At 63.7% G+C, this 23,623-nt stretch carries 20 protein-coding genes; 7 read left to right on the top strand and 13 right to left on the bottom strand.

Annotated features, from left to right (window positions below; translation table 11 throughout):
• Positions 1 to 658 precede the first annotated feature (658 nt).
• On the top strand, positions 659 to 2,572 hold the full coding sequence (locus tag ACPW96_RS19400; protein WP_425885065.1) for a hypothetical protein: 1,914 nt from the start codon (positions 659 to 661) through the stop codon (positions 2,570 to 2,572).
• A gap of 110 nt (positions 2,573 to 2,682) precedes the next feature.
• On the opposite strand, the gene ACPW96_RS19395 is transcribed toward ACPW96_RS19400, so the two are convergent.
• Positions 2,683 to 3,342: a hypothetical protein gene (locus ACPW96_RS19395; RefSeq protein ID WP_425885063.1), complete on the bottom strand. Its 660-nt coding sequence runs from the start codon at positions 3,340 to 3,342 to the stop codon at positions 2,683 to 2,685.
• A 672-nt stretch (positions 3,343 to 4,014) separates the two neighbouring features.
• Here ACPW96_RS19395 and ACPW96_RS19390 point away from each other — a divergent pair.
• Both ACPW96_RS19390 and ACPW96_RS19385 read left to right on the top strand, forming a co-directional pair.
• Positions 4,015 to 4,380 (top strand): hypothetical protein, encoded by a 366-nt coding sequence (locus ACPW96_RS19390; RefSeq protein ID WP_425885062.1) that lies wholly within the window; start codon positions 4,015 to 4,017, stop codon positions 4,378 to 4,380.
• Positions 4,377 to 5,009 carry a toll/interleukin-1 receptor domain-containing protein gene (locus tag ACPW96_RS19385; RefSeq protein WP_425885061.1) on the top strand — a complete coding sequence of 211 codons (633 nt, stop codon included), beginning with the start codon at positions 4,377 to 4,379 and terminating at the stop codon, positions 5,007 to 5,009. The genes ACPW96_RS19390 and ACPW96_RS19385 overlap by 4 nt, the downstream gene beginning before the upstream one ends.
• A 331-nt stretch (positions 5,010 to 5,340) precedes the next feature.
• On the opposite strand, the gene ACPW96_RS19380 is transcribed toward ACPW96_RS19385, so the two are convergent.
• Positions 5,341 to 6,099: a uracil-DNA glycosylase gene (locus tag ACPW96_RS19380; RefSeq protein ID WP_425885060.1), complete on the bottom strand. Its 759-nt coding sequence runs from the start codon at positions 6,097 to 6,099 to the stop codon at positions 5,341 to 5,343.
• A gap of 632 nt (positions 6,100 to 6,731) precedes the next feature.
• Here ACPW96_RS19380 and ACPW96_RS19375 point away from each other — a divergent pair.
• On the top strand, positions 6,732 to 7,574 hold the full coding sequence (locus ACPW96_RS19375; RefSeq protein ID WP_425885058.1) for a lysyl oxidase family protein: 843 nt from the start codon (positions 6,732 to 6,734) through the stop codon (positions 7,572 to 7,574).
• An 870-nt stretch (positions 7,575 to 8,444) separates the two neighbouring features.
• On the opposite strand, the gene ACPW96_RS19370 is transcribed toward ACPW96_RS19375, so the two are convergent.
• The 3 genes from ACPW96_RS19370 to ACPW96_RS19360 all read right to left on the bottom strand — a co-directional run bounded on the left by ACPW96_RS19370 (position 8,445) and on the right by ACPW96_RS19360 (position 11,492).
• Positions 8,445 to 9,305: a hypothetical protein gene (locus tag ACPW96_RS19370; protein ID WP_425885057.1), complete on the bottom strand. Its 861-nt coding sequence runs from the start codon at positions 9,303 to 9,305 to the stop codon at positions 8,445 to 8,447.
• A gap of 404 nt (positions 9,306 to 9,709) precedes the next feature.
• Entirely contained in the window at positions 9,710 to 10,246 is a 537-nt protein-coding gene (locus ACPW96_RS19365) for a hypothetical protein (protein ID WP_425885055.1), read from the bottom strand.
• Positions 10,247 to 11,009: 763 nt separating this feature from the next.
• Entirely contained in the window at positions 11,010 to 11,492 is a 483-nt protein-coding gene (locus ACPW96_RS19360; protein ID WP_425885053.1) for a hypothetical protein, read from the bottom strand.
• 142 nt (positions 11,493 to 11,634) lie between these two features.
• Between ACPW96_RS19360 and ACPW96_RS19355 the strand changes: the two genes are divergently transcribed.
• From ACPW96_RS19355 to ACPW96_RS19345, 3 genes are all read left to right on the top strand, one after another.
• Entirely contained in the window at positions 11,635 to 12,411 is a 777-nt protein-coding gene (locus ACPW96_RS19355; protein WP_425885052.1) for a hypothetical protein, read from the top strand.
• Between the two features lie 451 nt (positions 12,412 to 12,862).
• A complete protein-coding gene (locus ACPW96_RS19350; protein WP_425885050.1) occupies positions 12,863 to 14,332 on the top strand; it encodes a hypothetical protein in 1,470 nt (489 codons plus the stop codon).
• Positions 14,329 to 14,760 carry a hypothetical protein gene (locus ACPW96_RS19345; RefSeq protein ID WP_425885049.1) on the top strand — a complete coding sequence of 144 codons (432 nt, stop codon included), beginning with the start codon at positions 14,329 to 14,331 and terminating at the stop codon, positions 14,758 to 14,760. Before ACPW96_RS19350 ends, ACPW96_RS19345 begins: the two co-directional genes overlap by 4 nt.
• Before the next feature lie 906 nt (positions 14,761 to 15,666).
• Here ACPW96_RS19345 and ACPW96_RS19340 read toward each other — a convergent pair.
• From ACPW96_RS19340 to ACPW96_RS19305, 8 genes are all read right to left on the bottom strand, one after another.
• Positions 15,667 to 17,328 carry a hypothetical protein gene (locus tag ACPW96_RS19340; protein ID WP_425885047.1) on the bottom strand — a complete coding sequence of 554 codons (1,662 nt, stop codon included), beginning with the start codon at positions 17,326 to 17,328 and terminating at the stop codon, positions 15,667 to 15,669.
• A gap of 301 nt (positions 17,329 to 17,629) precedes the next feature.
• Positions 17,630 to 17,812, bottom strand: coding sequence for a hypothetical protein (locus ACPW96_RS19335; protein ID WP_425885046.1), 183 nt, complete (start codon positions 17,810 to 17,812; stop codon positions 17,630 to 17,632).
• A gap of 1 nt (position 17,813) precedes the next feature.
• Positions 17,814 to 18,035 (bottom strand): hypothetical protein, encoded by a 222-nt coding sequence (locus tag ACPW96_RS19330; protein ID WP_425885045.1) that lies wholly within the window; start codon positions 18,033 to 18,035, stop codon positions 17,814 to 17,816.
• Between the two features lie 144 nt (positions 18,036 to 18,179).
• Positions 18,180 to 19,262: a hypothetical protein gene (locus ACPW96_RS19325; RefSeq protein ID WP_425885043.1), complete on the bottom strand. Its 1,083-nt coding sequence runs from the start codon at positions 19,260 to 19,262 to the stop codon at positions 18,180 to 18,182.
• Positions 19,263 to 19,593: 331 nt separating this feature from the next.
• Positions 19,594 to 20,256, bottom strand: coding sequence for an aspartate/glutamate racemase family protein (locus ACPW96_RS19320; RefSeq protein ID WP_425885042.1), 663 nt, complete (start codon positions 20,254 to 20,256; stop codon positions 19,594 to 19,596).
• 4 nt (positions 20,257 to 20,260) lie between these two features.
• A complete protein-coding gene (locus ACPW96_RS19315) occupies positions 20,261 to 21,169 on the bottom strand; it encodes a carbohydrate ABC transporter permease (RefSeq protein ID WP_425885041.1) in 909 nt (302 codons plus the stop codon).
• 1 nt (position 21,170) lies between these two features.
• Positions 21,171 to 22,052 carry a carbohydrate ABC transporter permease gene (locus tag ACPW96_RS19310; RefSeq protein ID WP_425823696.1) on the bottom strand — a complete coding sequence of 294 codons (882 nt, stop codon included), beginning with the start codon at positions 22,050 to 22,052 and terminating at the stop codon, positions 21,171 to 21,173.
• Positions 22,053 to 22,123: 71 nt separating this feature from the next.
• A complete protein-coding gene (locus ACPW96_RS19305; RefSeq protein ID WP_425885040.1) occupies positions 22,124 to 23,467 on the bottom strand; it encodes an ABC transporter substrate-binding protein in 1,344 nt (447 codons plus the stop codon).
• Between the last annotated feature and the right edge of the window lie 156 nt (positions 23,468 to 23,623).

Below are 23,623 nucleotides of genomic sequence, written 5' to 3'. Positions count from 1 at the left end.
ACGGCTCGAGTTCCAAACCCCGAATGAGATCATCAGATCAGTCCTGTTGCGATGACCGCTTGAATCCGCCGATCCCTATGCGCGCAATGCCCGCGCGAGGGAGGTCGCGGGCAGGGCGTTCCAGGTTGCTCGCTGGCAGGCCCGAGCGGGTGCGCTTGGCATTCACTTCCTGGCGAAAGCCGATAGGGGAGTGTTGTGTATAGCCGTCGGCGCGCGTTGGGCATCCGGATCCGGCGACGTCGCGGTCCCGCATACGGACCTCAGGAAAGCCACCGGACCGCTGATTGAATGGCGCAGCCTCGGCTCCTGAACACCATTCGTCGGCCGTTCGATGACGGGACTGGGTAGCGTCCGGCGTCTGATCCGAGGACACTGGGAAAAGGGGCTTGTCGACGACCGGGGGTGTCGTATGTCCGGCGCGTCGGAATCCGTCCACGGGCTAGCTGGTTCTGCTGGAGCGGAGGAGTCCGATGAGCGCGTCAGGTCGGCCTTAGGAGAGGTGACCTGCTGGCCCGGTGCCTGGGAGCCTTTCATCCCCATCCGCCTCGCAATCCGCGAACCCAGCGTCCGCGTCTGCGAACCGTCCTTCTGGCAGTCGCTGGCGCGCTTACGTTCGGGTTAGGAACGACGAGTGAGACGGGTTGTGCCCCAATTGCGCGTGGCCGTGCTCGCACTGGTTGCGGTGCTGGCCTGCTCGACTTGTGTCTCCTGTACCTCCGAGCCGCCGGAACGGTCGGAACCGCCGACATCTGCATATCAGCAGTTGACCAGCCGGATCGGCGTGAACGGCGAAATCTCGCTGGATCTGGCTCTCGACGCATTCGCGACTGTCGTCGGGCCGGTTCCGGGCGGCAATCGGATCGATTCTTCAACGATCGGCACGACATCGGGCACATTCGCCGTTCGGTGGGTCCTAGGCCACCTCGCATCGCTCACCGAGGACCAGCTCACTGCCATCCGAGCAGCGCTCGCTCCGGGGTCAGACGACGGATTGATCGAGCTGTCGCAAGACATCCAGAAGTACACGGAAGAACTCGCTGCAGAACTCGCCGACGCGTTCCCTGACTTCGCCCCAATGCCGTTCGAGGTATACGCAATGTCCGAACCGTACCAAGAGGATGGCCTCTCGGACCTCGAGATTGAGGCGACGGCGACGCCCGGGCCCGGAAGCAAGCTGCACGGCGACTTCGACTTGTGCACGATCCAGGTCTACCCTGTCGCAATCGAGAACTTTCGGAACCGCGAGAGCGACCCCGATGGTGCAGGTGAACACTTCCGGTTCATCATGACGCACGAGTTGATGCATTGCCACCAGTACGCGCTCGCACCGATAGTTGAGCGAGTAGCCAGGATGCCCGACTGGATCAGCGAAGGTTCGGCCGAGTGGGGCGCATATGTGATGTCCGCGCCTACATATCCGCCTGGGACGGATGACTGGTGGGCGGGGTTCTTCGAGACTCCGAAGACCCCGCTCTTCCAACGGACGTACGACGCTCTCGGATTCTTCTTCGAGAGCGACCGCCCGTGGCAGTTGCTTCAAGACGCCTACGCTCTGGACTGGGCCGTGGAATCGCGAAACCAAGACGTCCTGGATCTTCTGCGCCGCGAGTCTGACGGGCTCGCGCTCTCAGATTGGGCGGGAAACTTCATGCAGGACCCAGACCTCGGCCCCGCCTGGGTGACGGACGAGATCGGCGTGCGCATCGATGATCCGCTGCATAATCCGGAAGCCCCAGGGGAGTCGGCGCTCCCCGTCGGGGAATCTTATGCCTTTCATGTTCCGCCGTTCGCGTTCACCCACGTCCGGATACGGTTAGCCGAGCAGATCGACGTTGTCGCCCTCACGACATCCGCGTTCGGCAAAGTGAACTGGTCCCCACCCCAGAACCAGTCAAACGACGGCTCCTACGACACCGCGTTCCCGGATACCGGCGAGACCTCGTATTACTGCGTCGATAGAGACGCCTGCCGGTGCCCCCAAGGCTCGCGGCTAAAGGTTGAACTGGGCATGCGTGACACCGACTCGATCATCGCCGCATGGTTCGGATCCAACGGAAGCGACTCGACAGTGTCGCTGCGTAGCTACACCATGGCTGAGGCTGAGGAAACCCTCTGCGAAAAGGACGAGACTCCCCCGGAGAGCGATGGGTCCGGCGGGAACTGTTCACTCCTGACGGAAGACCAGCTCCAGCACGAGGTCGGCATGGACATGCGGCTCTCCCCGGTCAGCGACGACACCATCTGCTTGTGGTGGAGCCGCACCTTCGCGGACACCGAATCGTTCGTGCTGGTCGGCCTGACCCCCGGTCACCCGCCGCACACTGACACCTGGGCGGAGTTCTCCGAACATCACGAGAGCGAGCCGGGCGTGGACTGCACCACGCTGGCTGCGAGCCGTCAGTGCGTAGACCAGTCAGAGGCGGATGAGACCTTTCTCTGGGGCTGGTCTGGCCCTGGTTCCATCTACGGCGTTCAGATCGGCGCTGGCTCCTCGGCCTCGGCCGCGATCGCGACGCCCGAGCGGCGAGTCCAGACCGCCGTGGCGCTTGCGGACGAGGCAGGCCTTCCGTGATCCGCGATCCGAACCGATCGCAAATCGAGAACGAGCAGAACCCCCTGAAGGAATGGCTGTAGTCGGCGCCGAGCTCGTTGTAGGCCTGCACCTCGATCACAGACGATCCGTTATCGGGCACCGGATGGATCGGGGTTCCGGGACTGGAACCGGGCCTGGTCGCCGTCAGTGCTGGTTTCGTGCCTCGGAGCGAAAGCGGCGAGCAGGCACGCCTGAAGTGCCAGCCCGACGACGGTTCCGTGCGGCCAGTATCCGAAGAGAAGGGTGAAAGCGAGCTCGATCGGGAGAGTCGCCGCCAGCAGGATGCGCTGCCAAGACTTGACCCGCGGCGCTCGGGTGACCACGGCTGTTAGGATGCCAGCGACACCAAGCACCATCAGGCCGAGAGCCTCGCTACCCCACAGCACGCGCAGCGGCGCCGAGTCTGCGCGATTGAGATAACTGAGGAACGCAAGCGGCGCGAGTAGAAGCAGCATCGCGCTGAAGACGCGGCCTGACCATCCCAGCCACGCCATCACGGGCCCGGTCGACCACCACAGCAACACCATCGACACACTGATCGCCGACCCGAACACAAGGTAGTCGTCGCGGAGACCGAGCCCCGCGACGAACTCGTGCACCCCGCGGTAGAACGCCGAGCGGTCCAGCGCGGTCGCCCACTCCGGGGCGTCATACCAGGCGAGCAGCTGGAGAGGCAGGAGGAACAGGGCCCATGCCCCGGCCAGGCCGGCGAAGATGATCGACCAGGCGCGGCTCGGATGCGCGCGCATCAGTCTGCATTCTCGCAGCCGTCGTCGCGGCGAGGGGCATCCTGGAAAGCCATGAGAGCACGGTACTGCTCGCGGACTGATGTAGCACGAACGGATCCCTATCCGTGCGGCGCACGGAAGCGGGACCAGTCGGTGCACCGGAGTGCCTGGCGTCGATCCTCATCCGGACGGGGGCGAAACGGTTGCGGGCGTAGGCACGGCGGTTGAGCTGGTTGACCGCTCGCCTGCTCTCCGTCACCCGGGCGCGGTCTGCGCGTAAGTCAGTCAGACTCGGGTCTGCCGATGGTGAGGGGAGTGCGACCGCATTTCGAGCACGATCTCGACCAGCCATAGGAGTGAGGCACCCGCGAGTCCGGCCAATGCGCCGGCAATGAACAGCCGACTTTGCGATGCGTTGCTCTCGTCACCCAGCACACCAGAGATGCGGTACAAGTTCGGGATGTCCGTCTCTGCGCCGATCGCGTCACTCCAGGCAAGTTGCCCTTCATCCGGGATCAGCGGACTAGAGGCTGTAAGCGCCGCTGGTCATCGATACGACCCTCAAGCAATTTGACGCCACGCGCCCGTGCGGCCGCCACCCCGCCGATAGTGTAGTGCCCACTGTTGGCAGCGTAGAGGGGGGGCACCTTGCTAAGTCCAGTACTCGTCGGCTTTGGTATTCCCCTCGTCCTCATGGTCGGCGTCGCAGTCCCGCGAAAGCTTGTCCGGGGGCCTGGGAATTGGACTCGAAACGACTTCTACCTGGGGCTGGAGTTATGTTGGGGCGCCTTGGCGGCGTGCCTCCTGCAGTTCTACTCGATCGCACAAGGGTACGAGCAGAAGGTCACAACCGCTGCGGTGGCGCTCACACAGGTTCAGGTGAACGCGACCGTGACTATAGCCACGTTGATCGCGATGCTTCTGGTCCTGGCCCTGCATCAGAACTGGGAGGCATCGTTGAAACGAGGGCATCAAATATTCCTCCTTGGCGGGGTGGGCAACGCCATAGGGATCATGCTTTTCGCATCTTTCGTGCTCTTCACGGAGTACCCACGATGAAGGTCGTCGGACGAAAAATGAGCCGCGCCGCGTTGCTGACGGCGGCGGTGTTCGGTGTTGGTGTTCTGACCGCGATGGTCGCGATCTCTTCTCTCGGCCCGGCGCTCGAGGTCCTAGGTGTCGTTATCCCGGCGGCATCGACGCTGTTTGCGGCGGCCGTCGGCTACTACTTCGGCTCAAGCCGCGATAACCGCGAAGAGAAGCTCGAGCGGCGCCAAGTGTTCATCGTCCACGCGGCCGCTGACGTGGAAAAGGCGCGTCTTCTCGCTCGAGCAGTCGAGAACGCCGGATACACACCTTGGTTAGACGTCGAGCGCCTTGCTCCCGGAGATCTTCTTACCCACGAGATAAGCAAGGCGATCCGTGAGAGCGGGATCGCTCTATTCATTCCTCCGACCGGACCGACCAGCGAATCAATCGAGCATGAATTGAAAGCTCTGGCGCTCGAGGTAACGCCCATCGATAGGCGCACGAGTCCTGTAGTACCTGTCGTCGATAGCGCCACTGATCGGGCAAAGGTTCCGGCTTGGCTTTCAGATGTTGCTCCGCTTTCGTTGGATGACCCCGATTGGCACACGAAGCTGGCATCTACTCTCGACGGGGTATTCAAGAGTCCATCGGTGCCGTAGGAAACGCTCGCCCACAGGCAGGGCGGTCGAGCGATATCCGTAGTGAACTCGTCAGACCAGCCCCGACCGAAATGGGCCCGGGCCAGCGAGTCCGTCAGCTACCGGAGCCTTCCGGGGAATGCGCCGATGCCTCAGCGAGCGGGCGCTCGGGAGGCGCGTTGTCGGCCGGGCGGCTGACGCTGTCAATGGCGCATGTTCCTGTGAACCAGTGGCCCACTGCTGTCCCCAACCGGAGCCGGCAAGCTTCAAGGACACGTATGGCGACAACTGCGTCCGTTCGTCTCGGACGAGCTGAAATCCGAGGACGCGATCGTCTCGCCAGCAGTGCCGGTCACCACCACCGCGGGTGGATGTCGATCCGGTCGCCATGCGCATCGCGGTACCAGTGATTCGTTGGCGTCCCGAAGCCATCGCGCTCAATCACGATCGTTGCGTTGTAGACGTTGGCGTGTGGTCGCCAGTCGACGGCTGCTCGGATGAGGGAAGCTTGCAAGTGCGCTCGCAGACCTGGCTGATTCATCGCCTGATTCCCGCTGTGGTAGGACTCGATTGTCCGCATTGCCGTGCCGAGCCTGGGTCGAGCGAACCGCTTCCACGTCGCTCTCGCGTGATCACCGAGCGGGACGACGGTGTGGAGTTCGGGAAGCATCTGCGTCAAGTCGCGAAGGATGGCGCCGCCGGCTTCCTTGTCGGCCACCAGGGGCTTACGTTTCGTTGGTCCCAGATACCAAGGGACGGCGTTCCAGATGACGACGCCGTCAATCAGGCCAGCGTGCTGTCGGGCCAGCCATAGGTTCTCAGCGGTGGCGTCGTCGTTGTCGGAAGAGATGAATCCGGAGCCGGGGAGCGCGTTGAATGCATTAGTCATTGGGCCTGGAGCCTCGAGAACGATTAGCACCCGCGCCTCGATACCTGCATCCAAGGGGTCGACGTAGGGCATCTCCGCAGGAAGCCCGGCAGATTCCCGAGCCGCGATGAGGCGATCCAGCCAATCAGTCAAGGGCGAGGCCGTCGAAGAAGAGTGGAGCATCGCCCGCCGGTCGGCGACCTCGTCAGAATCTCTAAGCGAGCGCGGCCCAGCAGTGTTCATCGCCCGAGAGTACCGAGTTCCGAGGCGCGACGCCCGCTGCTTCTTGTCCGAAGCTCTCGCTGCGTGCCAATGAGCAAATCCCTAAGCGACCTAAGGCGACCGCACGAAGAATCACAGTCGCGTCAACACTCAAGCGACTCGTCTCTTCAGTCAGTCGGAACTGTGGTGCACCAGGCCGCCGCTCACCCAGGTGGAAATCTCCATGAGTTCGGAGTCGTTGAGCTCGATGCGAGCTCCCGGCAGAGTCCGAGCACGTTTTCTGCCCGGACCGCCGCGAGTTCTGCGGCTGAGGGCTCGCGAGCACAACCTGCCTCACAAGAAGTCCCACCCGCCGATCGTCTCACTTCGAACGACCGGAGGCCCGCCGTCTTGCTTCTGGTCTGGGTAGTTTTCCTAGATTCGACGTTCACCGATGCCAGCGTGTCCTGGAGCGGCCTTAAGCCGGTCGCTAGACGGGCAGTGGTCGGCGATCGTGACGATCGGCCCCGACAGGACCGGCCCGCGCAGCGCGGACCGGGCAAGAGGTGCTGGTGTCTTCTGCCTCAAGTCACGGAGAGTCTTGTGCGGCTATCGGCGCAGTGCGATCATGCAGCCATCGAGGACGCTGACGTCTTCGCCGGGAGGATGCCGCCATGTTGCGGAAATCGGTTCTGGCTGTGCTGCTCATAGGGGTCTTCGCCTTGGGGTCCGGCGGCGCTGCCGGCGCGCACGACACCCCGCCCCCCGAAGATCTGCCTGCCGACGCGGTTCTCCCGGACGTCATTGAAGAGGTCCCGCATCATCTCCAGATCCAGAACACCCAGCAGGGGGAGTGGCTGCGCTTCTCGACCACGCACATCAACGTGGGCGAGGGCAACCTGCAGATCCGGGGTGGCGGGCAGGTGCAGTCGTGCGAGACCGACGAGATCGAGTACGACCAGTGCACCGTGGCCACGCAGGAGATCCTCAACAAGGCGGGCGCTGTCGTGTACGAGCATCCAGCCGGCGTCGCCGTCTTCCATCCGGAACACAATCACTGGCACCAGTCTGCGGTGGCAGAGTTCGACGTCCGCAGAAGTCCCGACGACCCGTCGACGGCGGTGGCCCGCGGTGTCAAGATCACGTTCTGCTTCGTAGATGTCGAGTTCATCGGAACGACCGGTGGGCAGAAGAAGGCCAAGCCGCGCACCTACTTCGACTGCAACGGCGAACTGCAGGGCCTGGCGTCGTGGTGGGCCGACTCGTATCACCAGTCGACGCCGCTCCAGGAGCTCGACATCACCGGCCTCCCGGAAGGCACCTACTATCTGACCCACACCGCCGATCCCGAGAACCACTGGATCGAGTCGGACGAGCACAACAACTTCACCTGGGTGCGGTTCTTCCTCGACCGGCACGGCGACGATCCCGCACCCAACGGCAATGCCTCCGTGACGGTCACCGGAAACTCCGGATGCGTTCCCGAAATCATCTGCGGGTTCGGCGGCAACCCCTGATCCCGACGAGCGCGGCGAGATCCTCACCTAACGAGCTCCAACCCGCTTTCTGGCGGCCGACGGTTAGGAGGCGCGCGTGAGCCGGAGTGGACGCCGCGGCCATAACGCTCCATTGCCGGTCGATGAGCGCGCTCGTGAGCGCCTAGGGGCTATCCAAGCGCTGAGCATGTCGGACCGCGAAGTGCCATCCCCGGTGTCGTATGTCGTTCGCCGAAGAACGTCGTGGCCGTCGTTGGAGTGTGGGTGGAGCGGTAAGGGTCGGTCAGCGTGCTGAACCTGGCGGCCGTCGGCGTCGTCGTTCAACCGTGCGCATGCAGAGGTCCGTGCTGGGGCGTCACCGATGTCGCCACGAGCGTGTCGCATGACATCCAAGAACGACGGCTGCGCGCAAGGTGTCGAACCCACCTGTGTGGCCCGCGAGGCCCCCGGAGCCAACGAGTGGCCGATTGTCCACCAGGGTGCGACGAACTACCGCTGATACACCGAGCAGGCGATACGTGTCGGTCTCACTCCCGGCAGCCCCTAAGTCGCCCAACGCTCCCAGCAGCAGGCGTTCAGCGATCGCCTGTACCGCTTCAACTTCGGTCAGCACCGGGAAAGGCCCGGGAGGCGTTCCATCACTCATGACTTCAGGCTAGGAGGCGAGAAAAGTCGGGCGCCAACTTTCGAAAGGAAAAATATCAGGGCAGAGATATCGTGACGCGACGTTCCCGCCTCCGCGGTCGCCCGCCACAGCTCATCCGTAACCGAGTAGACCAACGCCATGCCTAGAGTCCACTCCGCAATAGGGTCGAGCAGCCTCGGATGCGCGGCATTGCCCACGGCCTGCTCGTTGATTTCCGTGTCGCAGGCGGCGCAACAGAGCGCCGCCTACGTACCCAAATCCGGCCGCTGCCGCTCCATCCGTATTTCTAGCATCTGGACGTCCGGATTGATGATCGCGGGGGCGTAAGCCACTGGCGCACCGACATCCTCCGGATACATGACTGCATACGCCTGCTCCTTGGCTGGGCTGTGATTCTCCCCGAGCGGGAATGTCCACCCCGGGATAAGGATAGGTGTGGCGCTACGGGGAATCGATGCCACCATGACCGTGTGGCCAACGGTGCCTCCGCTACGGTCCGCAACAGCCCGGATGAACTGGACGATGGGATCGAAAAGTCCTGACGGGTCCTGAGGATCGCGCCGAAGCGCGAACCTTACGGTGTTCTCCAGTGATCGAAGCGCTCTCAGCGAGTATGGGGCCCCAACGGCACCAACTGCCTGCCGACGATTGCCGAAGATGTTCTGTACAGTCTTGAACTCGCCCACGTGGACAGACTCGACTCGATCGCCTTTTGCCACCCACCGCGCGTTACTAACCTCAAAGCCGATCGGGAACGTTGCCGGCCGTCTGGCTGTATCGCTTCCAAACCCCGCCAGCCGGAAGTGATGGGGTAGTCCTCTCACTTCGGGGTGGCGCCGGTAGTAGTCGTTCATCCGATAGCGGAGCGTCTCGGGAATCGCATCCGGCATCACCCCCCAAAGTGCGTCTGCGACCCATCGCTCCATCGGCATTCCATCCAGCACAGCGACACCGGTGTAACCCATCAGCACCTGGCCGTTGAGCAGAAACGTCTTCATCGCCACGTCTTCGAACTTCGTGGGTTTGCCTCTTTGCAGGGTGGTCATCCTGCGGTCGCTTGCGACGATGGCGTACTCGTTCGTAACCACGAAAACGATGAGAGTCACTCGTGCCCCTCCACTCCCGCCAACTCGCTTCTCGCCGACGATGACGTCTACTCTGACACGCACACTGCTCGGCCTGCCCAGGCACGCAGCCGGGACTCGTCGTCCAGCCGATGAAGAGCCGGCACCAGGTGCCTCGCTTCCATATCGGCCGGGAGCTGGGTCCGCAAACGCCCGCAGGACGGTCCCCCACCGCACGCCCGACAGCCGCTCCCTAGTCGTGTGCATGGCCAGCATGCTCAGAGGCGAATCTGTGCGGTGCCACCGGCGCAGGCGCGCGGCCAACCCCGTACGCAGCGACAAACCCCGTACGCAGCGGCAAACCCCGTCTGGCACCAGCTCGCTCCGCTTGCACACCAAGGCCTTGAGGGCGTGGTGGGCGTACCGGCGAGCAGGGTTCACCAGCCTCAGATGCATCGAGCTGAGTCGATCTCGTATCGAGTGTTGGATAAAACGATCGATTGGTCGCGACCAGGCTGAAACTCAGACGCATCGATCGCAGCTTCCGGGAACCAGAGTGATCCGCCCTCGACGCGGCGAATCTCGCCTTTGCTGATGATTACCGGGGCTTCCTGCGTCATGTTGCCTTGGTTGTTGAAAAGGTAGATGAACTCGATGTCGCGACATTGCGAGAAGATGAAGTCGGCGATGGTCAGTCCTTCGGCTTCGGACTCGCCGGGCCCATCCCGGCTGGTGACCTGTATTTCGGAGTGTCCGTCTGCATCTGCGCCCGCGGGCGGGGGCCAGTTGCACTGGCGGAAGAGAACTACGCCAGGGGCACCGTCCGTTCTCTCAAATGCGCGCTCGAGCCCGTGCGCGACCATGCAATTCTCGAGGTGGCTCCCGCCCTCATCCTGACCCGAGTCTGGTGCTGAACCGCGGAGGGCCACCCCAATTCCAACGACCGCGGCGACAATGCCGACAATTCCGCCGATCAACGTCACGATGGTGACAGGCCGCTGAAGAAAGGCCCCTGCGGCTGCCGCTTTTCCGACGGGTTCACTGGACTCGTGCGTTCGCCCGGCTTCATCCTCATCCGCAAGACTCTCCCGCCTGTCGTTCTGAGGACCGAAAGAATGCGCCCGACCCGTCGTCGCGAAGATACCGCCGGGTGAACCTGCCCGCCAGTGGAACGACTGCCTCCAGATAGATGCCACCCGCCCGCGTGCCGGTCTAAGCGCGACGACTCGGTTCCCGGTGCGTGTTCCGCAAGCACACACTGTCGTCACGTCAGTTACGTCCGACCCGCGATACCTTGCTTCAACCCGTCGTAACTCATAGTCGGGTCGACTTCTGACGCGGCCATCAACCGGACAGTCTGCCCCCGGTACTTCGACGAACCGTGCGGTCGGAAGACCCACCCAGCGCGCGGAAATGCGCTCGGGTCGACGTCGACCCGAGCGCATTACTTCGCAAGGCGTCATCGGTGCCACTGATCCCCACCCGCCCCAGCCGGTGCGCCCGATTGCGATTGCCACCGTACGCCTGCGCATGCCGAGGGTCTAGACCTCAACGTCTGCGGATGTGTGTCGGTTCCCCACTTCGCCGTCTCGCGAGGGATCCCTTCCCGGGCATTGGTAACGCGATCGTTGCCAATCGTCTCGTATAACACCCGTCTGCCGCCAAAGGGAGACGTCGCAGATCCCGGGCGCCACACAGTTGCGCCGTAGACGACCTTATGTTGCCCCTTCGACCAGCGGAAGCGCGTTAGTTTTTCGCCATCTCCACGGTCGCGGACTCACCCTGGACGGTCACCGTGAAGCTGATGATGCCGCCGCTAAAGGTGAAGTCCTTCGTGGCGTCTGACGATGCCATGACGGCTGTGTCAGTCGCGGCCACGTCTCGTTGCGAGGTCCAAATGTATGGGTCGGTTGCAGCCCCCGGGGCAACGAACGTTCCCACCCAGTAGACGGCTGTGATGTCTGCGCTGCCCAGCTCCCACTCGACGCTGATGACGGCATCGGCGATGGTCGCCGTCATGAAGTCAGTCTCGCTCTGCGAGTTGCTCTGCTTCCAGCTGCCGGTCAGGTCTGGGGCGGGGGGTTCTTCAACTGGCTGGGACTCGGCCGTGGCGGAAGGAGTGTCGCGGGGAGCCGTTGTCGCAGTGTTGGCGCTCGGGGCGTCGGTTCCGCCGCACCCCGTGAGGGCCAGAGCGGCAATGACGACGAGGGAGACTACGAGCTTCTTCATAGGATTCATCGTGACAGGTGGCGGATGCGTTCCCCGACGCGTCCATCGAGAGGAGGCCGATTCGCGCCGAAGCAGAATGTCTCCCTCTGCAACGGCGACCAGCCGCGGAGGAGGCAGTTCGCGCGCTGCTATGGTGCGTCGTATGGGGAATGTTCTGCGCCTGACGGCCGTGCTGAGCGCGGCGCTATTGCTCACTGCCTGTAGTTCCACGCCAGAGGTCCCGGCGACGGACGAGATCGCGTCTTCGGCGACAACAGCGCCCGCTGAGGATGAAAAGGGCCAGTCGCTGCCGTTCAACGCGGGTGGTCTCCTCGGAGGCAACGCGGCGCCGAACCTGCCGGACGGCGAACCGGACGAGGTTGCTGTTGTGCAGATTGGTCCGCTCGACAAGCCGGGGATTGGTGCGACCCTGCTCTTCGCCTTCCGGAACAACACCAGCGAAGCTATCTCCCACGTTGACTGGACCGCCACAGCCCGCAGCGGTGGATCGATCGTCTCGACCGGGAGCAGCCAGGGCGCCACCCCGTCTCAGGTGCAACCGGGTGAAATCGGCCTCGCCTACATCTACTTCGAGAACGGCGAGACGATCCCTGAGGATGCCGAATACGAGTTCACGGTGAGCACCAGCCCAGCGGATACCTCGCCCTATAACACTGCACCGCTAAAGGTCACAGAGGCCAACCTTTCCGGCGATGCCATCGTGGGGTCTGCGACCAACGCCACGGGCGCCGAGGCGACCGGGCCCTATGGCGTTAACGTCTATTGCTTCGAAGGCGACACGATCGTGTCACAGTTCATGACCTTCGCCGAGCAGGACGGCGAAATCGCAGACGGCGGCACGGTCTCTTTCACCACGAGTCTGTACGGGGAGGAATGCCCATCGTTTGCGGTGGGCGTCAGTGGGTACTTCTCCGGATGAGTCGACCCGAGGCGCGGAACGCGCGTGCTCGTCGCCCTTAAGCGGTTTGCGCCTCAATATTTGCCAAAGACGGTCCGTGACTTCGGTCTAGTCGCGGATCTGCGCGACGTGGCGTTCTGACCTCACCAGCCAACGAGACGGCCGTCGCGATTTTCGGGCCACCCCGCTGCCGGAGTCGGGTGATTTTGACATGCGATTGCACGATCGACCTGCAAAATCGCACTCTTCCATGCATTGGTATGCGAAAACTAAGCGACTCTCAATCTTGAGCCATCGTCTTGACGGACAAATGGAAGCCATGATCAGGCGACAATACGGAGGGCGAGCGATCGACTCTTAACACGCCAGGGTGAGTCGATTGCACCAAGCGATGGTGACGCCCCCTAGAATCGCTGTACTCTCGCCAATGCCTGCGGCAACGCAGTACGGACGAGTCATTCAGGGGGGCGCTGTGGAGGGGCTACTGGCCGACGCGCGGGCGGCATGGGACTTGTTGCAGACGATGCGCGAACCCGCGAGTGTCATACGCCGGGTCGATGAACTTTGCCGAATCGGCTCAAGGGAATTCGAACGCCACGTGACTCTTCGAGTGGCGGCTCCCGAGACCGGCCTCGGATACCGGTTCGTGGACGTCAACAATCCCAAGAAGGGAACGATCCCTCGCACCGAACTCCTTGAGCCGGGCGAATATGTGCGCATCGGAAGCCACGACGCACACATCGCCGCGGCTGAGGTCATGATCCAAACCAGGTTCATCTCCGTCTGGCGGTCGGCAGACGTTCCCAAGGCGAGGGAGCAGAAGTTCACCTGGATGATGCGCGAGGCGTACAAGAAGCTCCTGTCTGTTCCCCGGTCGACGAAGAAGGACGCGCGGTTGAGGATCAAAGAGGTCTTTGAACCGAACGGGACCCTGCGGGCGGTCGCTCGCACCTGGGGGGTGCGGGCGGATCAATCCCAGATGGAACTACTTCGAACATTGTGCAAACAGTTGGCGGATCGCTATCTGGAGCTGGTCCAGGTGAACTTCGAGAACGGTGAACGCGAACACGACGTTCGATTCGTCAGCCGGGCGGAAATTAGCCAGTACGACTCAGTTCAGGGAACCTACTCACCGGAGTCCTCGCCGCGGCGCGTATTGTTTTTCCACGCTCCACCAGGCGGGATGCGAATCCACCTTCCATGGGCCAAAAGGACCAATCACTACAACTTGACGGTTAGGGCCCCCGAGCAGTTTTTCTTGGCTCAGGACTACATCCTGGTTGCTAGGGGACAGACGACTCCACGCCCGTACCTGCCGACCAGGGCGAGTCGCCCCAAGTGGGTCCTCGGCAATCGGCGTGGCGCTGAGCTTTCGTTGTTCGTCGAAGGTGGTCGACTTGAGCGGGGACGGCTGTTCCTTGGTTTCGCGAATGTGGAACTGCCGGGACGTTCGATTTCACGAACTCTGATAATTGCAATCCTCGTGACTTCCGTTCTGCTGGGGTTCACGATCCTCAACCAGTTCTTTACAGGCCCACAGCTTGAGTTCGCAATGCTCGCGGTCGCGTTACTCGCAATCAGCGCATTCTTTAGCGCGCCGTCACTCCCCTCTGAGATCGTGCCCTCGCCAGTCCTAGCGCGGATGGCGCCGGGGGCGCTCGCGATGATTGCGCTCATATATTGCTTCTGGCTGAGTTCGGCTGACTCCAGTTGGCACTTGCGTGAACATCTTCCGACCACGTTGGCCGACTGGATCCGCCCAACCGGATTCTGGTTTCGCGATTGGGGGGGCTGGGCGGCAACGATCGCTGCAGCGGCGGTCACTATGGTTCTGGGTCGTGCGCGCGCCAGAACCATTAGGGAGTATCGTGCGGTTTATCTGGCTGAGGACAGACACAGCCCGAACTTCTACGCCGCGACGAAACAGGAAGTGACTGCATGACAACCGTCGATCGATCCACCGAACGTGAGAGCGGGCGACAGCGCCGAAATGCGGACCGTGACAAGCTAGCCGTGATCGACAAGCAGGGTGCATGGAATCCCCGGGGTGGGGAGCAGTACGTACACTCTGGGCTATCGGATATCTCTGTAGACCCGCGCGTGGTTGATACAAGTGCTGACCAAGGGACTTTGGAGATCGTCGAGAAAACGGCAACGTTCCGGGTGCATGCTGCCGCTCGACCGGAGCCGATTGACAGCGACCTGGTGTTCGACTTCATCGCAGACCTAGTGAAGACGGCGAAGTCAAAGATTCCCGAGCAGAACGACGTCGTCATTGCAGGCGCGGGCAGACTCGAATTGCATGTTCCCGGCGCCGAAGTCGAGTCCATCCCGCTCGATGACTATGACCAACAAGAGCCGCAGGGCTGAGCCGTCCGCGGCTGGATTGCTCCGTCTGAGTCCCGTCTATCCAACGCGGGCATTGCGCTCACGTCCAGATCGATCCTTCTCCGGGCAGCGGCGTCTCCTCTCTGAGATGGACGTCCGGACGACCGCGGTCCCGCCGTGCGATCGGCATGAAGCCCAGCGCGGGAGAGAACGCAACGGGACCTGGAGACTGATCACCGCCTACCTGGCCACACTGCGGCGCGGCGCGGCGGGCTGCACCGCGCCGCTGCGACACGATGAGCGCCGCCATTCACCATGTTCTGCCGCCAGTGTTGGCGATGCCGGGTGTCGGGTTTGTCGTGCTTCGCCGATAGCCACTGAGGATGGGTGGCGCTGGGACCAGTCCGGTGGTTTGGACAATCGTTTTGTTGTTGCCGCGTGACGAGTCGAATTGTGGGGGTCACGCACGACTTTTCAAGGCGTACGACGATGAGAGCGGGGCGCACGTTGCGGTGAAGGTGTTTGCGCTGGCAACGCACGTGGATCCGCGGACGATGGAGCTGTCGTGGAGCAACGTTGGACGTGTACACCCGGGTTGAGGCACATCCCAATCTGCTGCAGGTGGTCGGGTTCGGGACGCCCGCCCCCGGGCGCCGTGGATTGCCCTGCAGTGGTGCGGCGAGGATCTCGGGGCGGTGGCGACACGAGAGTCCCTCAGCTCGGAGCGGTTGCGGCCGATCTCGTTCGAGATCCTCGCCGGCCAGAGCGTGCTTGCACGGGAAAGGGTGGGTGCACCGAGACTTCAAACCCGGCAACGAGTTGATGGAGCGCGCGCAGGTGAAGGTGGCCGACTTCGGCACGATGCGGTACCCGGAGGTGACAGCGCACTGTCTAGCTCGAGCGGACTTAGCGGGACAAGTGAATAGATTCCGCCGAACGGATCAGAGCTTATCCTGGGTCAACGCCATAATCGTTCGGACCGAACTCAGCGTTGTCACCGACGGGAGAAACGGCTGGCATCGGCGTTATGTGAACGCCGTTGTCAAGCACGACTGGCCCATCATCGGTGCTCGATGCGCCAGCCCACTCCACCTGCCCACCCATACTTAGTGTCGCCCCGTCCAACGCCACGGTCCCTTTGTTGAAGATTGCCAGGCCAGTCAACAACACCTGGCCGCCGTCATTAATCTTCAGACCCTTCAACGCCAGCTTCCCGTCGTCATCGATCCACAACTCTTTAAGCGAGAAAGTCCCTTCGCCGTTGATCGTCATCGGCTGTGCGAACCACTTCCGTACGTCTGCCGTCGCCACTCCCCCGGTCTCGACGATTTTCATCCGGTCTAGCGATACGGTCCCCGCGCCGTTGATCGTCGTCGGACCGAGCGCCACAGCTCCTCGGACGGTCAGGTCTTCCATGGACATTTCCCCGGCTTGTACACGAACATCGACCAAGGCCGCCGTCGATTCAACGTCGACCCTCATGTCGTCTAGTTCCAGACGTCCGCCATCGACCGTCATCATGGATGCGGTGATAGCCCCTTTGTCGCGCACGATCACTCCAGACCCAGACACCCGTCCGCCTTCGTTAATCGCTATCAGGGCCAAGTCCAGATTCGCGTCGCGGCCGAAGATCTCCGCAAGATGCACCGCCAGGAGCCCGCCGCTGTTGATTGTCAATTTATGCAGGCCTACAGTTCCGCCGTCCACGACAATCCCCGCCATCGTCAGCACCCCGGCGTTGATTGTGCCCCCGGTCAGGGAGACTAGGCGCTCGCGAACAGTCGCTCCTTTAAGGGACACCCGCCCACCATCGTTTATCGTTAGCCCGTCTAGTCTCACGTACCCGTTTCCGCTGATGACGGCTTCGTCCAGGGACACACTCCCGAGCCTGTTGATGGTCGCCCCATCCAGCACTACGGGAAAGTCGAGGGTCGCTCTCTCAAGATTGATTTCCTTCTCGCACCACGAGTGATTGGCACCGTCACGGAGACGCGCCGCAATCATTCCGACTGCCGTCACCTTTACTGCGGTCTCAAGGGGCGGTGTCGTAGTGATGCCTTCGGGGAGGGGCGAACGCAGGTATCCGCAGATGACGTCAATGCACACCTGTACCTCGTCGGGGCGTCCGTGCGCGTCCCAATCGTCGGCGAGGGCAGCCAGCGCATAGATCGCGGCGATCCGCTTAATCGGTTCTTGTGCGCTGAGGAGATCCACAGCGGTGACGAATCGCGTACGTAGCTCGCGTTCAGCATCGACGCGCCGTTGCAGCTGCACTTCGCTGCGTCGGATCGCCTCCTTCTCACGATCATCGGCGTGGCGTTGGTCATCGCGCTCATTTGCCTCAAGCTCCTGCCTGTGCCGAGAAAGACTGAGCGAGACCCCAACGATGGCGATCACACCCCCGAGGCCGAAAAGGACAATCTGAGCTGCAGTGCCGAGCAGTTTTCCGCGCTCCTCTACAGTGCTGCCCGGGAGCCAGTTCTGTAGGAGCGGCTCGGGCACACGCCAGAGCAACAGCCCCCCAACAACTATGTACAACACCGCAAATCCGACGATGACGAGAGGGGAGCCCCAGGGTCGGCGCCTTCTCAGAGGAGCACTCGTTGTCATCCTCGAACAGTAGTTACTTGGTGCGTCCGACTCCAGGGGCGAGGCGGTCGCTCAGCCGGTCCGGTCTGTGCGTCCGCCCGCCCGCGGCCCCGGACGTGTCGTGTTCCGGCGTGGGGCGTCCGGCGAGACGGTTTCCGCTGCCGGGCGACATTGGTCAACGTCGACGCGCATACGGACTCGTACATCCGCGCTGGCGACGCCCGTACTCTCCATCTGCTTTGCATCGTCACGTCGACGCTCGGCTGAGTCGTACGCGACTCCTGCTTCTGACCGGTTCGCCCGAGCCTCCAGAGTGGGTACTTCACCCGTCCGGGGTGCTCTGGGCCGCTTCGTCCATGTCCCGGTAGAGCTGCGCCTGCCTCCGCGCCAGACGCGCGCTCGCGTAGCTCTTCGTGCGTATTGGTGCGTCCCCGCCGGCGTTGACGCGCGGCTCGTAGTCAGTGGCCTTCTCTTCGAGCTCGTCCGCGAGGCCGACGCGCTGCACATCAGGCCCCGTCGACGCCGCTGCGGTCGGTCCCTTGCTTGTCGAGCCGATCGGCCTCGGCGATGAGAAGCGCTCCTTCCGTCACCTCGCGGTCTGGGCGCAATCGTTTTCTCACGGCGCCCGCCCTGAACTCGTTCACATACAGGGCACGATCGAGTGGGTCCGCCTCGGCCTCGGCGACGACGACCACTCGCACCTCATCGATGACGAACACAAGTACCAAGTCGCGATGCTTAAGCAGTAGACGCCACCGCGAGCGCTTGCCCAGCCAGGGGTCCTCCTGCGCGCGGATGTCGGCCGCGGCGCCGCGTGTCGGTCGGCTTCCGATAACTCGTTTGACCAGACACCTGGCGGAATTGGGGACTCGTCAGGTGTGGGGACGCGGGTCCGTGTCGACGGGTGCGCTCGCTACCTCGGATGCCGATATCCAGAACTGCCAGTTCGGAGGCGCAGGCGGCCAGGTTGGATCCGGTTGCCAGCCCGCAGGGGGAAACCATCCGGGAGGTGGTGGTGGCCAGTTCGGTGGGGGATGGAAGCGAACGACCGGCAAGCCGCCTTGCGCTCGTTCGCCGCCGATCGGGGATCCGGTGCGAGATAAGGACCAGGTGAACCGGTGCAGGCAGCGGGCGAATGCCGCCTGCATCGTGGCGGACGGGATGTCGGCGTCTCCCGGCGGGAGCGTCAACAGCTCGAAGTATCCCGACCAATCGGACGCCAGGTACAGGGCCCCGAGGAGCTGAAACCGGACTTGCCGTCCCCTCTGGAACCAGTTCTTCGCCTCCACATCCGGATACCAAGGCAGCGGGCGGGGTAGGTGTGGGTCGATCTGTTCCTTGAACCAGTAGTACAAGTGAGGGTCGCGGGGCACAAGGAATACCAGCCGTTCGGGTGGCAGTCGCGCGGCCGCGTGCTGGGTCTCCCAGAGCAGACCTTCGCCCGGTCCGATCCGGATCACCGCTCCGGCAGCGCGGTCGAGGAGACGCAGGACGTCCGCCTGCCAGTCATCATCGCTGAGGTAGGCCCGGTTGGCGCCGAGGTGCGGCAGCGGGTCGCCGGGGCGACCCACCGCCACGAACGGCCCGACCTTGGCGATCTCGGGGCGAAGGTACTCCTCCTCACCCCGACCGAAGTCGTAGTAAAAGGAGCTCCCCACGCGGGTGCCGATACGGCGCGTCCGCGGCTCATCGACAAATGATCGGAAGTAGAGAACAGGTGGCCGCGGATCCGCGCTCATTGCCTCCGATGCTCCGAGCGTCTGGTGTCTCTCCCCCCGCCGGTCGAGCAATCCGCCGAGAACATAGAGACCGACGAAGGCGACAAGAACCACCATTGCGATGGCAATGCGGGCAATCCCTTCGAAGACGCCTTCGGAGCCCCGCTGCACGAAGTAGAGCAGGATCGATACCAGCACGGTGCCATAGATCGCTACAAGCGAAACGGCCTTCAACACCCGGCCCGCCACCCGAAATCGCCCACCGCGACGGTGTGAACCCCGCCCACTGGCCGGATGCGATCCGCCAGGCCGAGGACTTGTCTCATCAGCCATAGTTGCCCCCTAAGTGACGCTGCTGGCTCCCCCCGGACGACATCTTCGCAAAGTCCTTGCCTGCGCGATACTCGGTCCCTCACCGCACGCGTGGAGGTCGGTCAACGCCCCGTTGGGCCACTGCGATCCGGCGGCACCAAGTCGCCAACGATGGTGCCCGTTTGCCCCGCCCGATGAAGCTGCCCGCGCGGGTGCGCCATCTGGGACACCGCGGATGTCCCAACTCTTCCCACCCTTAGAGCGCAGCAACCGCCTCGCTCAGCCGCCTGATCCCGGGCTCGAGGCTCGTCAGCACCGGCACTTCGACGTGTGCAGCCTCCGCCGCGCTCGCCATCGAGGCCTGCGCCAGCACCACGACATCGACATCCACCGCCAAACGCTCGATGGCCTCGGCGACGATGCGGTCGTGCGTCGCGCGATCCCCCGACGAGACGGCCGCGAAGGCGCCGTCGATGACCTCGCTGGTGATCTCGGGATTGCGGCCGGCGAGCTCCGCACGCTCGCGGATCAACCCGATCGTCGGCGTCAAGGTCGTCGGGAGCGTCGCCAGCACGGCGATGCGGTCGCCGGTGGCGACGGCGATGTCAGCCATCGCCTCGTCGATGCGCAGCACCGGGATGCCGACCTCGGCGCCCACCGGCGCCGCGAAGTGCGAGATCGACGAGCACGTGAACATCACGACATCCGCCCCCGCACTGGCAGCGGCCCGCACGAGGTCGGTCAGCCGCTCCGGCACGGACCCCGCGCGCTCGTCGTCGCCGAGGTCGGCCACGATCTTGTCGTCGAGGTAGTTGATCGGCGTGACGCCCTGCAAGTGCTCTCGGGCGAGGTCGGCGACGGGCGGGATGACGACGGCTCCCGTATGGAGGAAGGCGACGCGCGGTGCGGAGGCGGTCATCGGGTCATCCTTTCAGCGAGCCGGCCGCCAGGCCGGCCATGATCTTCTTGTTCAGGAAGACGAAGACCACGAGCAGCACCACGATGTTGATGCTGATCGCGGCGAACAGCGGGCCGTACTGCGTCGAGCCGTACTGGTCGGAGAGGCTCAGCAGCCCCACCTGGATCGTAGCCAGCTCCGGCCGCGTGGTGAACGTCAGCGCGATGAGCAGGTCGTTGAAGACGCTGAAGAACTGCACGAGCCCGACGGTGAGCATCGCGTTCTTCATGAGCGGCAGCCCGATGACGAAGAAGGAGCGCAGCGGGGACGCGCCGTCGACGGTTGCCGCCTCGAAGATCTCGCGCGGCACCGACCGGAAGTACGCGGCCATCAGGAAGGTGGTCAGGGGCAGGCCCATGGCCGTGTAGGTCAGGATGAGGGGCCACAGCGTATCGGTGATCCCCGCACGGAAGTACACCGTGAACAGCGGCACCAAGATCATCTGCCCGGGCACCATGATGCCCGCGAGGATGAACAGCAGCACGGTGCGGCGGCCCTTCCAGATCATGACCTCGAGCACGTAGCTCGCGGCGACGCCCAGAAGGATGATGAAGAACACCGACGGGATCGTGACGAGCAGGCTGTTGCGGTAGTTCAGCGCCACGTTGCCGCGCGTCAAGGCCGCGACGTAGTTGTCGAGATTGAAGGTCTCCGGCAGCGCCCACGTGGGGTTGTCGAAGAACTCGGTCTGCGTCTTGAAGGATCCGAGGATCATCCAGAGCTGCGGATACAGCACGACGACCAGCAGCAGCCCGACGACGATCCACACCGGGATGCGGCGCAGCACGCGTGAGATGCGCCGGTCGAACGGCTGCCGCGGCGTCGTCTTGCGCGACTCCGGCCGGGCCTGGGTGAGTGTCTGTGTCGCGGTCATCTCAGTCCTCCACGCGCTTGCTCGAGGAACGGAACACCGCGAGCGTGAAGACGAGGCAGAGCAGCGTCAGCACGAGGGCGATGGTGCTGCCGTAGCCGTACTCGGCGTACTCGAACGCCGTGCGGTACATGTACAGGGTCAGGGGGGACGTCGAGGTGCCCGGTCCGCCGTTGTTCAGGGCGAGCAGGCTGTCGAAGACCTTGAGCGTCGAGTTCAGGCTGAAGATGATCGACGAGAGCAGGATCGGCAGCGAAAGGGGCACGATGATGTGCCGGACGAGGCGCAGCCCGCCCGCGCCGTCGAGCCGGGCCGATTCGATGATCTCGTCCGGGATGTCGAGGAGGCCGGTGAACAGCAGCACCGCGTAGAAGCCCATCGAGCTCCACAGCGTCATGACGATCGCGACGGCCATCGTGCCGGCCGTGGAGGCCATGAACTCGACGCTCTCGCCCCCGAAGAAGTTGATGACGTCGTTCACGGGCCCCTGGTTCTCGCCCACCGAGACCAGGCTGCGGAACAGCAGCGCGACGGCGACGGTCGGCAGCACCATCGGGAAGAAGACCGCGGTGCGGACGAACGCCGAGCCCTTGCGCAGCACGAACACGTACAGCAGGGCGAGGAGGTACCCGAGCGCGACCTGGCCGATCGTGGCCATCGCCGCGAAGCTCACGCTCACCCACAGCGACTGCAGGGCGGCGCCGTCGGTGAAGAAGGTCGTGAAGTTCTTGATTCCCACGAATTCGAATCCGCGGAGGGTGTTGCCCTGGAAGAACGACAGGCCCAGCGACCACAGCACCGGCACGACCTTGAGCAGGACGTAGATGGCGAGCGGCGGTATCAGGAGGATGAGGATCGTCTTGCGATCCCCGAAGACACGGTTCATCGGCAGAGCCTTCCCAGACAGGTGAGAAGGCCCGGCCCCCGCTGACCGCGAGAGCCGGGCCTCGATTCGGATCAGCCGGCGGCGTCGATGCTCGCCTGCAGGTCGGCCATGTACTGCTCGGGCGTCATCTGGCCCGTGGTGAGCAGCGACACGTTCGTCGAGGCGAGCGAGTTGGACTTGGCGTCGAGGAGCGCTTCGAACCAGAGGACGGTCTCGTCGATCTCGGCCATCTTCTCCTGCACGAACGCAGTCGTCTCCGGGATGTCTCCGACATCGCCGTTGACCTTGAAGCCCGAGAGCACGCCCGCGTCGGACAGGGCCTGCTGGCCGTAGTTCTCGGCGATGCAGTCGAACCAGGCGGCGACCTTCGGGCCGGCGGTCTTCGGGTTCGCGGCCATTGCGGCACCGGCGTTCGCCGGCCACTGGTCGATGGAGCCTTCCCCGCCGTCGACGGCCGGAAACGGCATGAAGCCGACGTTCTCGATGCCGATCTGGTTCTGCTCCTCGTCGTTGATGTTGCTGAGCAGCCAGGTGCCGTCGTACTTCATGGCGGCGCTGCCGGTCAGGAAGGCCGCGGTCGCGGCATCCGGCTCGACCGAGCTGAAGCCCTCCCCGAAGAACCCGCTCTGGGCCATGTCCTGCAACGCGGCGGCGCCGGCGACGTAGCCCTCGTCGGTGAGCTTGGCTTCGCCGTCGCGCACCTTCTCCATCGCGTCCGGGCCGACCTCGCGGAAGATGTGCATGCCCATCAGGCGCGTCAGCGGCCAGCCGGCGGCACCGGGCTGCGCGAGCGCGGTGTAGCCGGCCTCGGTGAGCTGCTCGCTCGCATCGAGGAGCTCGTCGAACGTCTGCGGCTCTTCGATCCCCTCCTCCTCGAAGATGGCCTTGTTGTACCAGATGCCCTCGAGGTTGTACTGGTACGGCAGCGAGACCATGCCGCCGTAGACGTTCTGAACAGTGGATGCCGCGGCGGGAAGCACGTTCTCCCACGCGCCGGATGCCGAGAGCAGCTCCTCGTAGTCGAGCACGAGGCCACCGGCGCCGAGGTCGCCGTCCGGGCGCACCATGGCCGTGCCGGCGATGAAGTGGGCGGGAAGCGCGTCCTGGCTGGCGAGCAGCGTGACCTTCTGTACGACGTCCGCCTGGGCCGTCTTCTGGTGCTCGAGGGGAAGGGCTTCGTTCTCGGCTTCGCACTGGTCCTCTGAGAGGGCGGTGAGCTGCGCCTCGAGCGTCGCGTTCTCATTCGCGGTGAGGACGGTGAACGACTCCGGGTCGGTGCCGGTGGCACCGCTCGCCTCTTCTGGGTCGCCGCTGGGGGCCGCCGATCCGGTGCCGGCGCAGCCCGCCAGCGCCACGACGGCGGCGAGCGCGAATCCGGTGGTGACGAGACCACGGCGCTTGGTTCGGGTGTTCATAGCGTCCTCCTTGACGACGACGTTTGCTGTGGAGCGGGGTATGTCTGCGACAGTAGGCAGAAATCCGGTGTGTGTCAACACTCAGGGTTGAAATTCTATTCATTATGTGGCTGAATCGTTCTCACGGCACCTCTCCTTCACTTCGGCGCCGCTTGC

Source organism: Micromonospora sp. DT81.3 (assembly GCF_049847225.1).
Taxonomy (GTDB): domain Bacteria; phylum Actinomycetota; class Actinomycetes; order Actinomycetales; family Microbacteriaceae; genus Microbacterium.
Note: the sequence above shows the minus strand (reverse complement) of the source record. Positions and strands in the feature narration are given on the sequence as shown.

Coding starts and splice junctions, on each gene's coding strand:
- ACPW96_RS19395 (WP_425885063.1), bottom strand. CDS start 3,342: ATGCGCGCGCATCCGAGCCGCGCCTGGTCGATCATCTTCGCCGGCCTG.
- ACPW96_RS19390 (WP_425885062.1), top strand. CDS start 4,015: ATGGTCGGCGTCGCAGTCCCGCGAAAGCTTGTCCGGGGGCCTGGGAAT.
- ACPW96_RS19385 (WP_425885061.1), top strand. CDS start 4,377: ATGAAGGTCGTCGGACGAAAAATGAGCCGCGCCGCGTTGCTGACGGCG.
- ACPW96_RS19380 (WP_425885060.1), bottom strand. CDS start 6,099: ATGAACACTGCTGGGCCGCGCTCGCTTAGAGATTCTGACGAGGTCGCC.
- ACPW96_RS19375 (WP_425885058.1), top strand. CDS start 6,732: ATGTTGCGGAAATCGGTTCTGGCTGTGCTGCTCATAGGGGTCTTCGCC.
- ACPW96_RS19360 (WP_425885053.1), bottom strand. CDS start 11,492: ATGAAGAAGCTCGTAGTCTCCCTCGTCGTCATTGCCGCTCTGGCCCTC.
- ACPW96_RS19355 (WP_425885052.1), top strand. CDS start 11,635: ATGGGGAATGTTCTGCGCCTGACGGCCGTGCTGAGCGCGGCGCTATTG.
- ACPW96_RS19345 (WP_425885049.1), top strand. CDS start 14,329: ATGACAACCGTCGATCGATCCACCGAACGTGAGAGCGGGCGACAGCGC.
- ACPW96_RS19340 (WP_425885047.1), bottom strand. CDS start 17,328: ATGACAACGAGTGCTCCTCTGAGAAGGCGCCGACCCTGGGGCTCCCCT.
- ACPW96_RS19320 (WP_425885042.1), bottom strand. CDS start 20,256: ATGACCGCCTCCGCACCGCGCGTCGCCTTCCTCCATACGGGAGCCGTC.
- ACPW96_RS19315 (WP_425885041.1), bottom strand. CDS start 21,169: ATGACCGCGACACAGACACTCACCCAGGCCCGGCCGGAGTCGCGCAAG.
- ACPW96_RS19310 (WP_425823696.1), bottom strand. CDS start 22,052: ATGAACCGTGTCTTCGGGGATCGCAAGACGATCCTCATCCTCCTGATA.
- ACPW96_RS19305 (WP_425885040.1), bottom strand. CDS start 23,467: ATGAACACCCGAACCAAGCGCCGTGGTCTCGTCACCACCGGATTCGCG.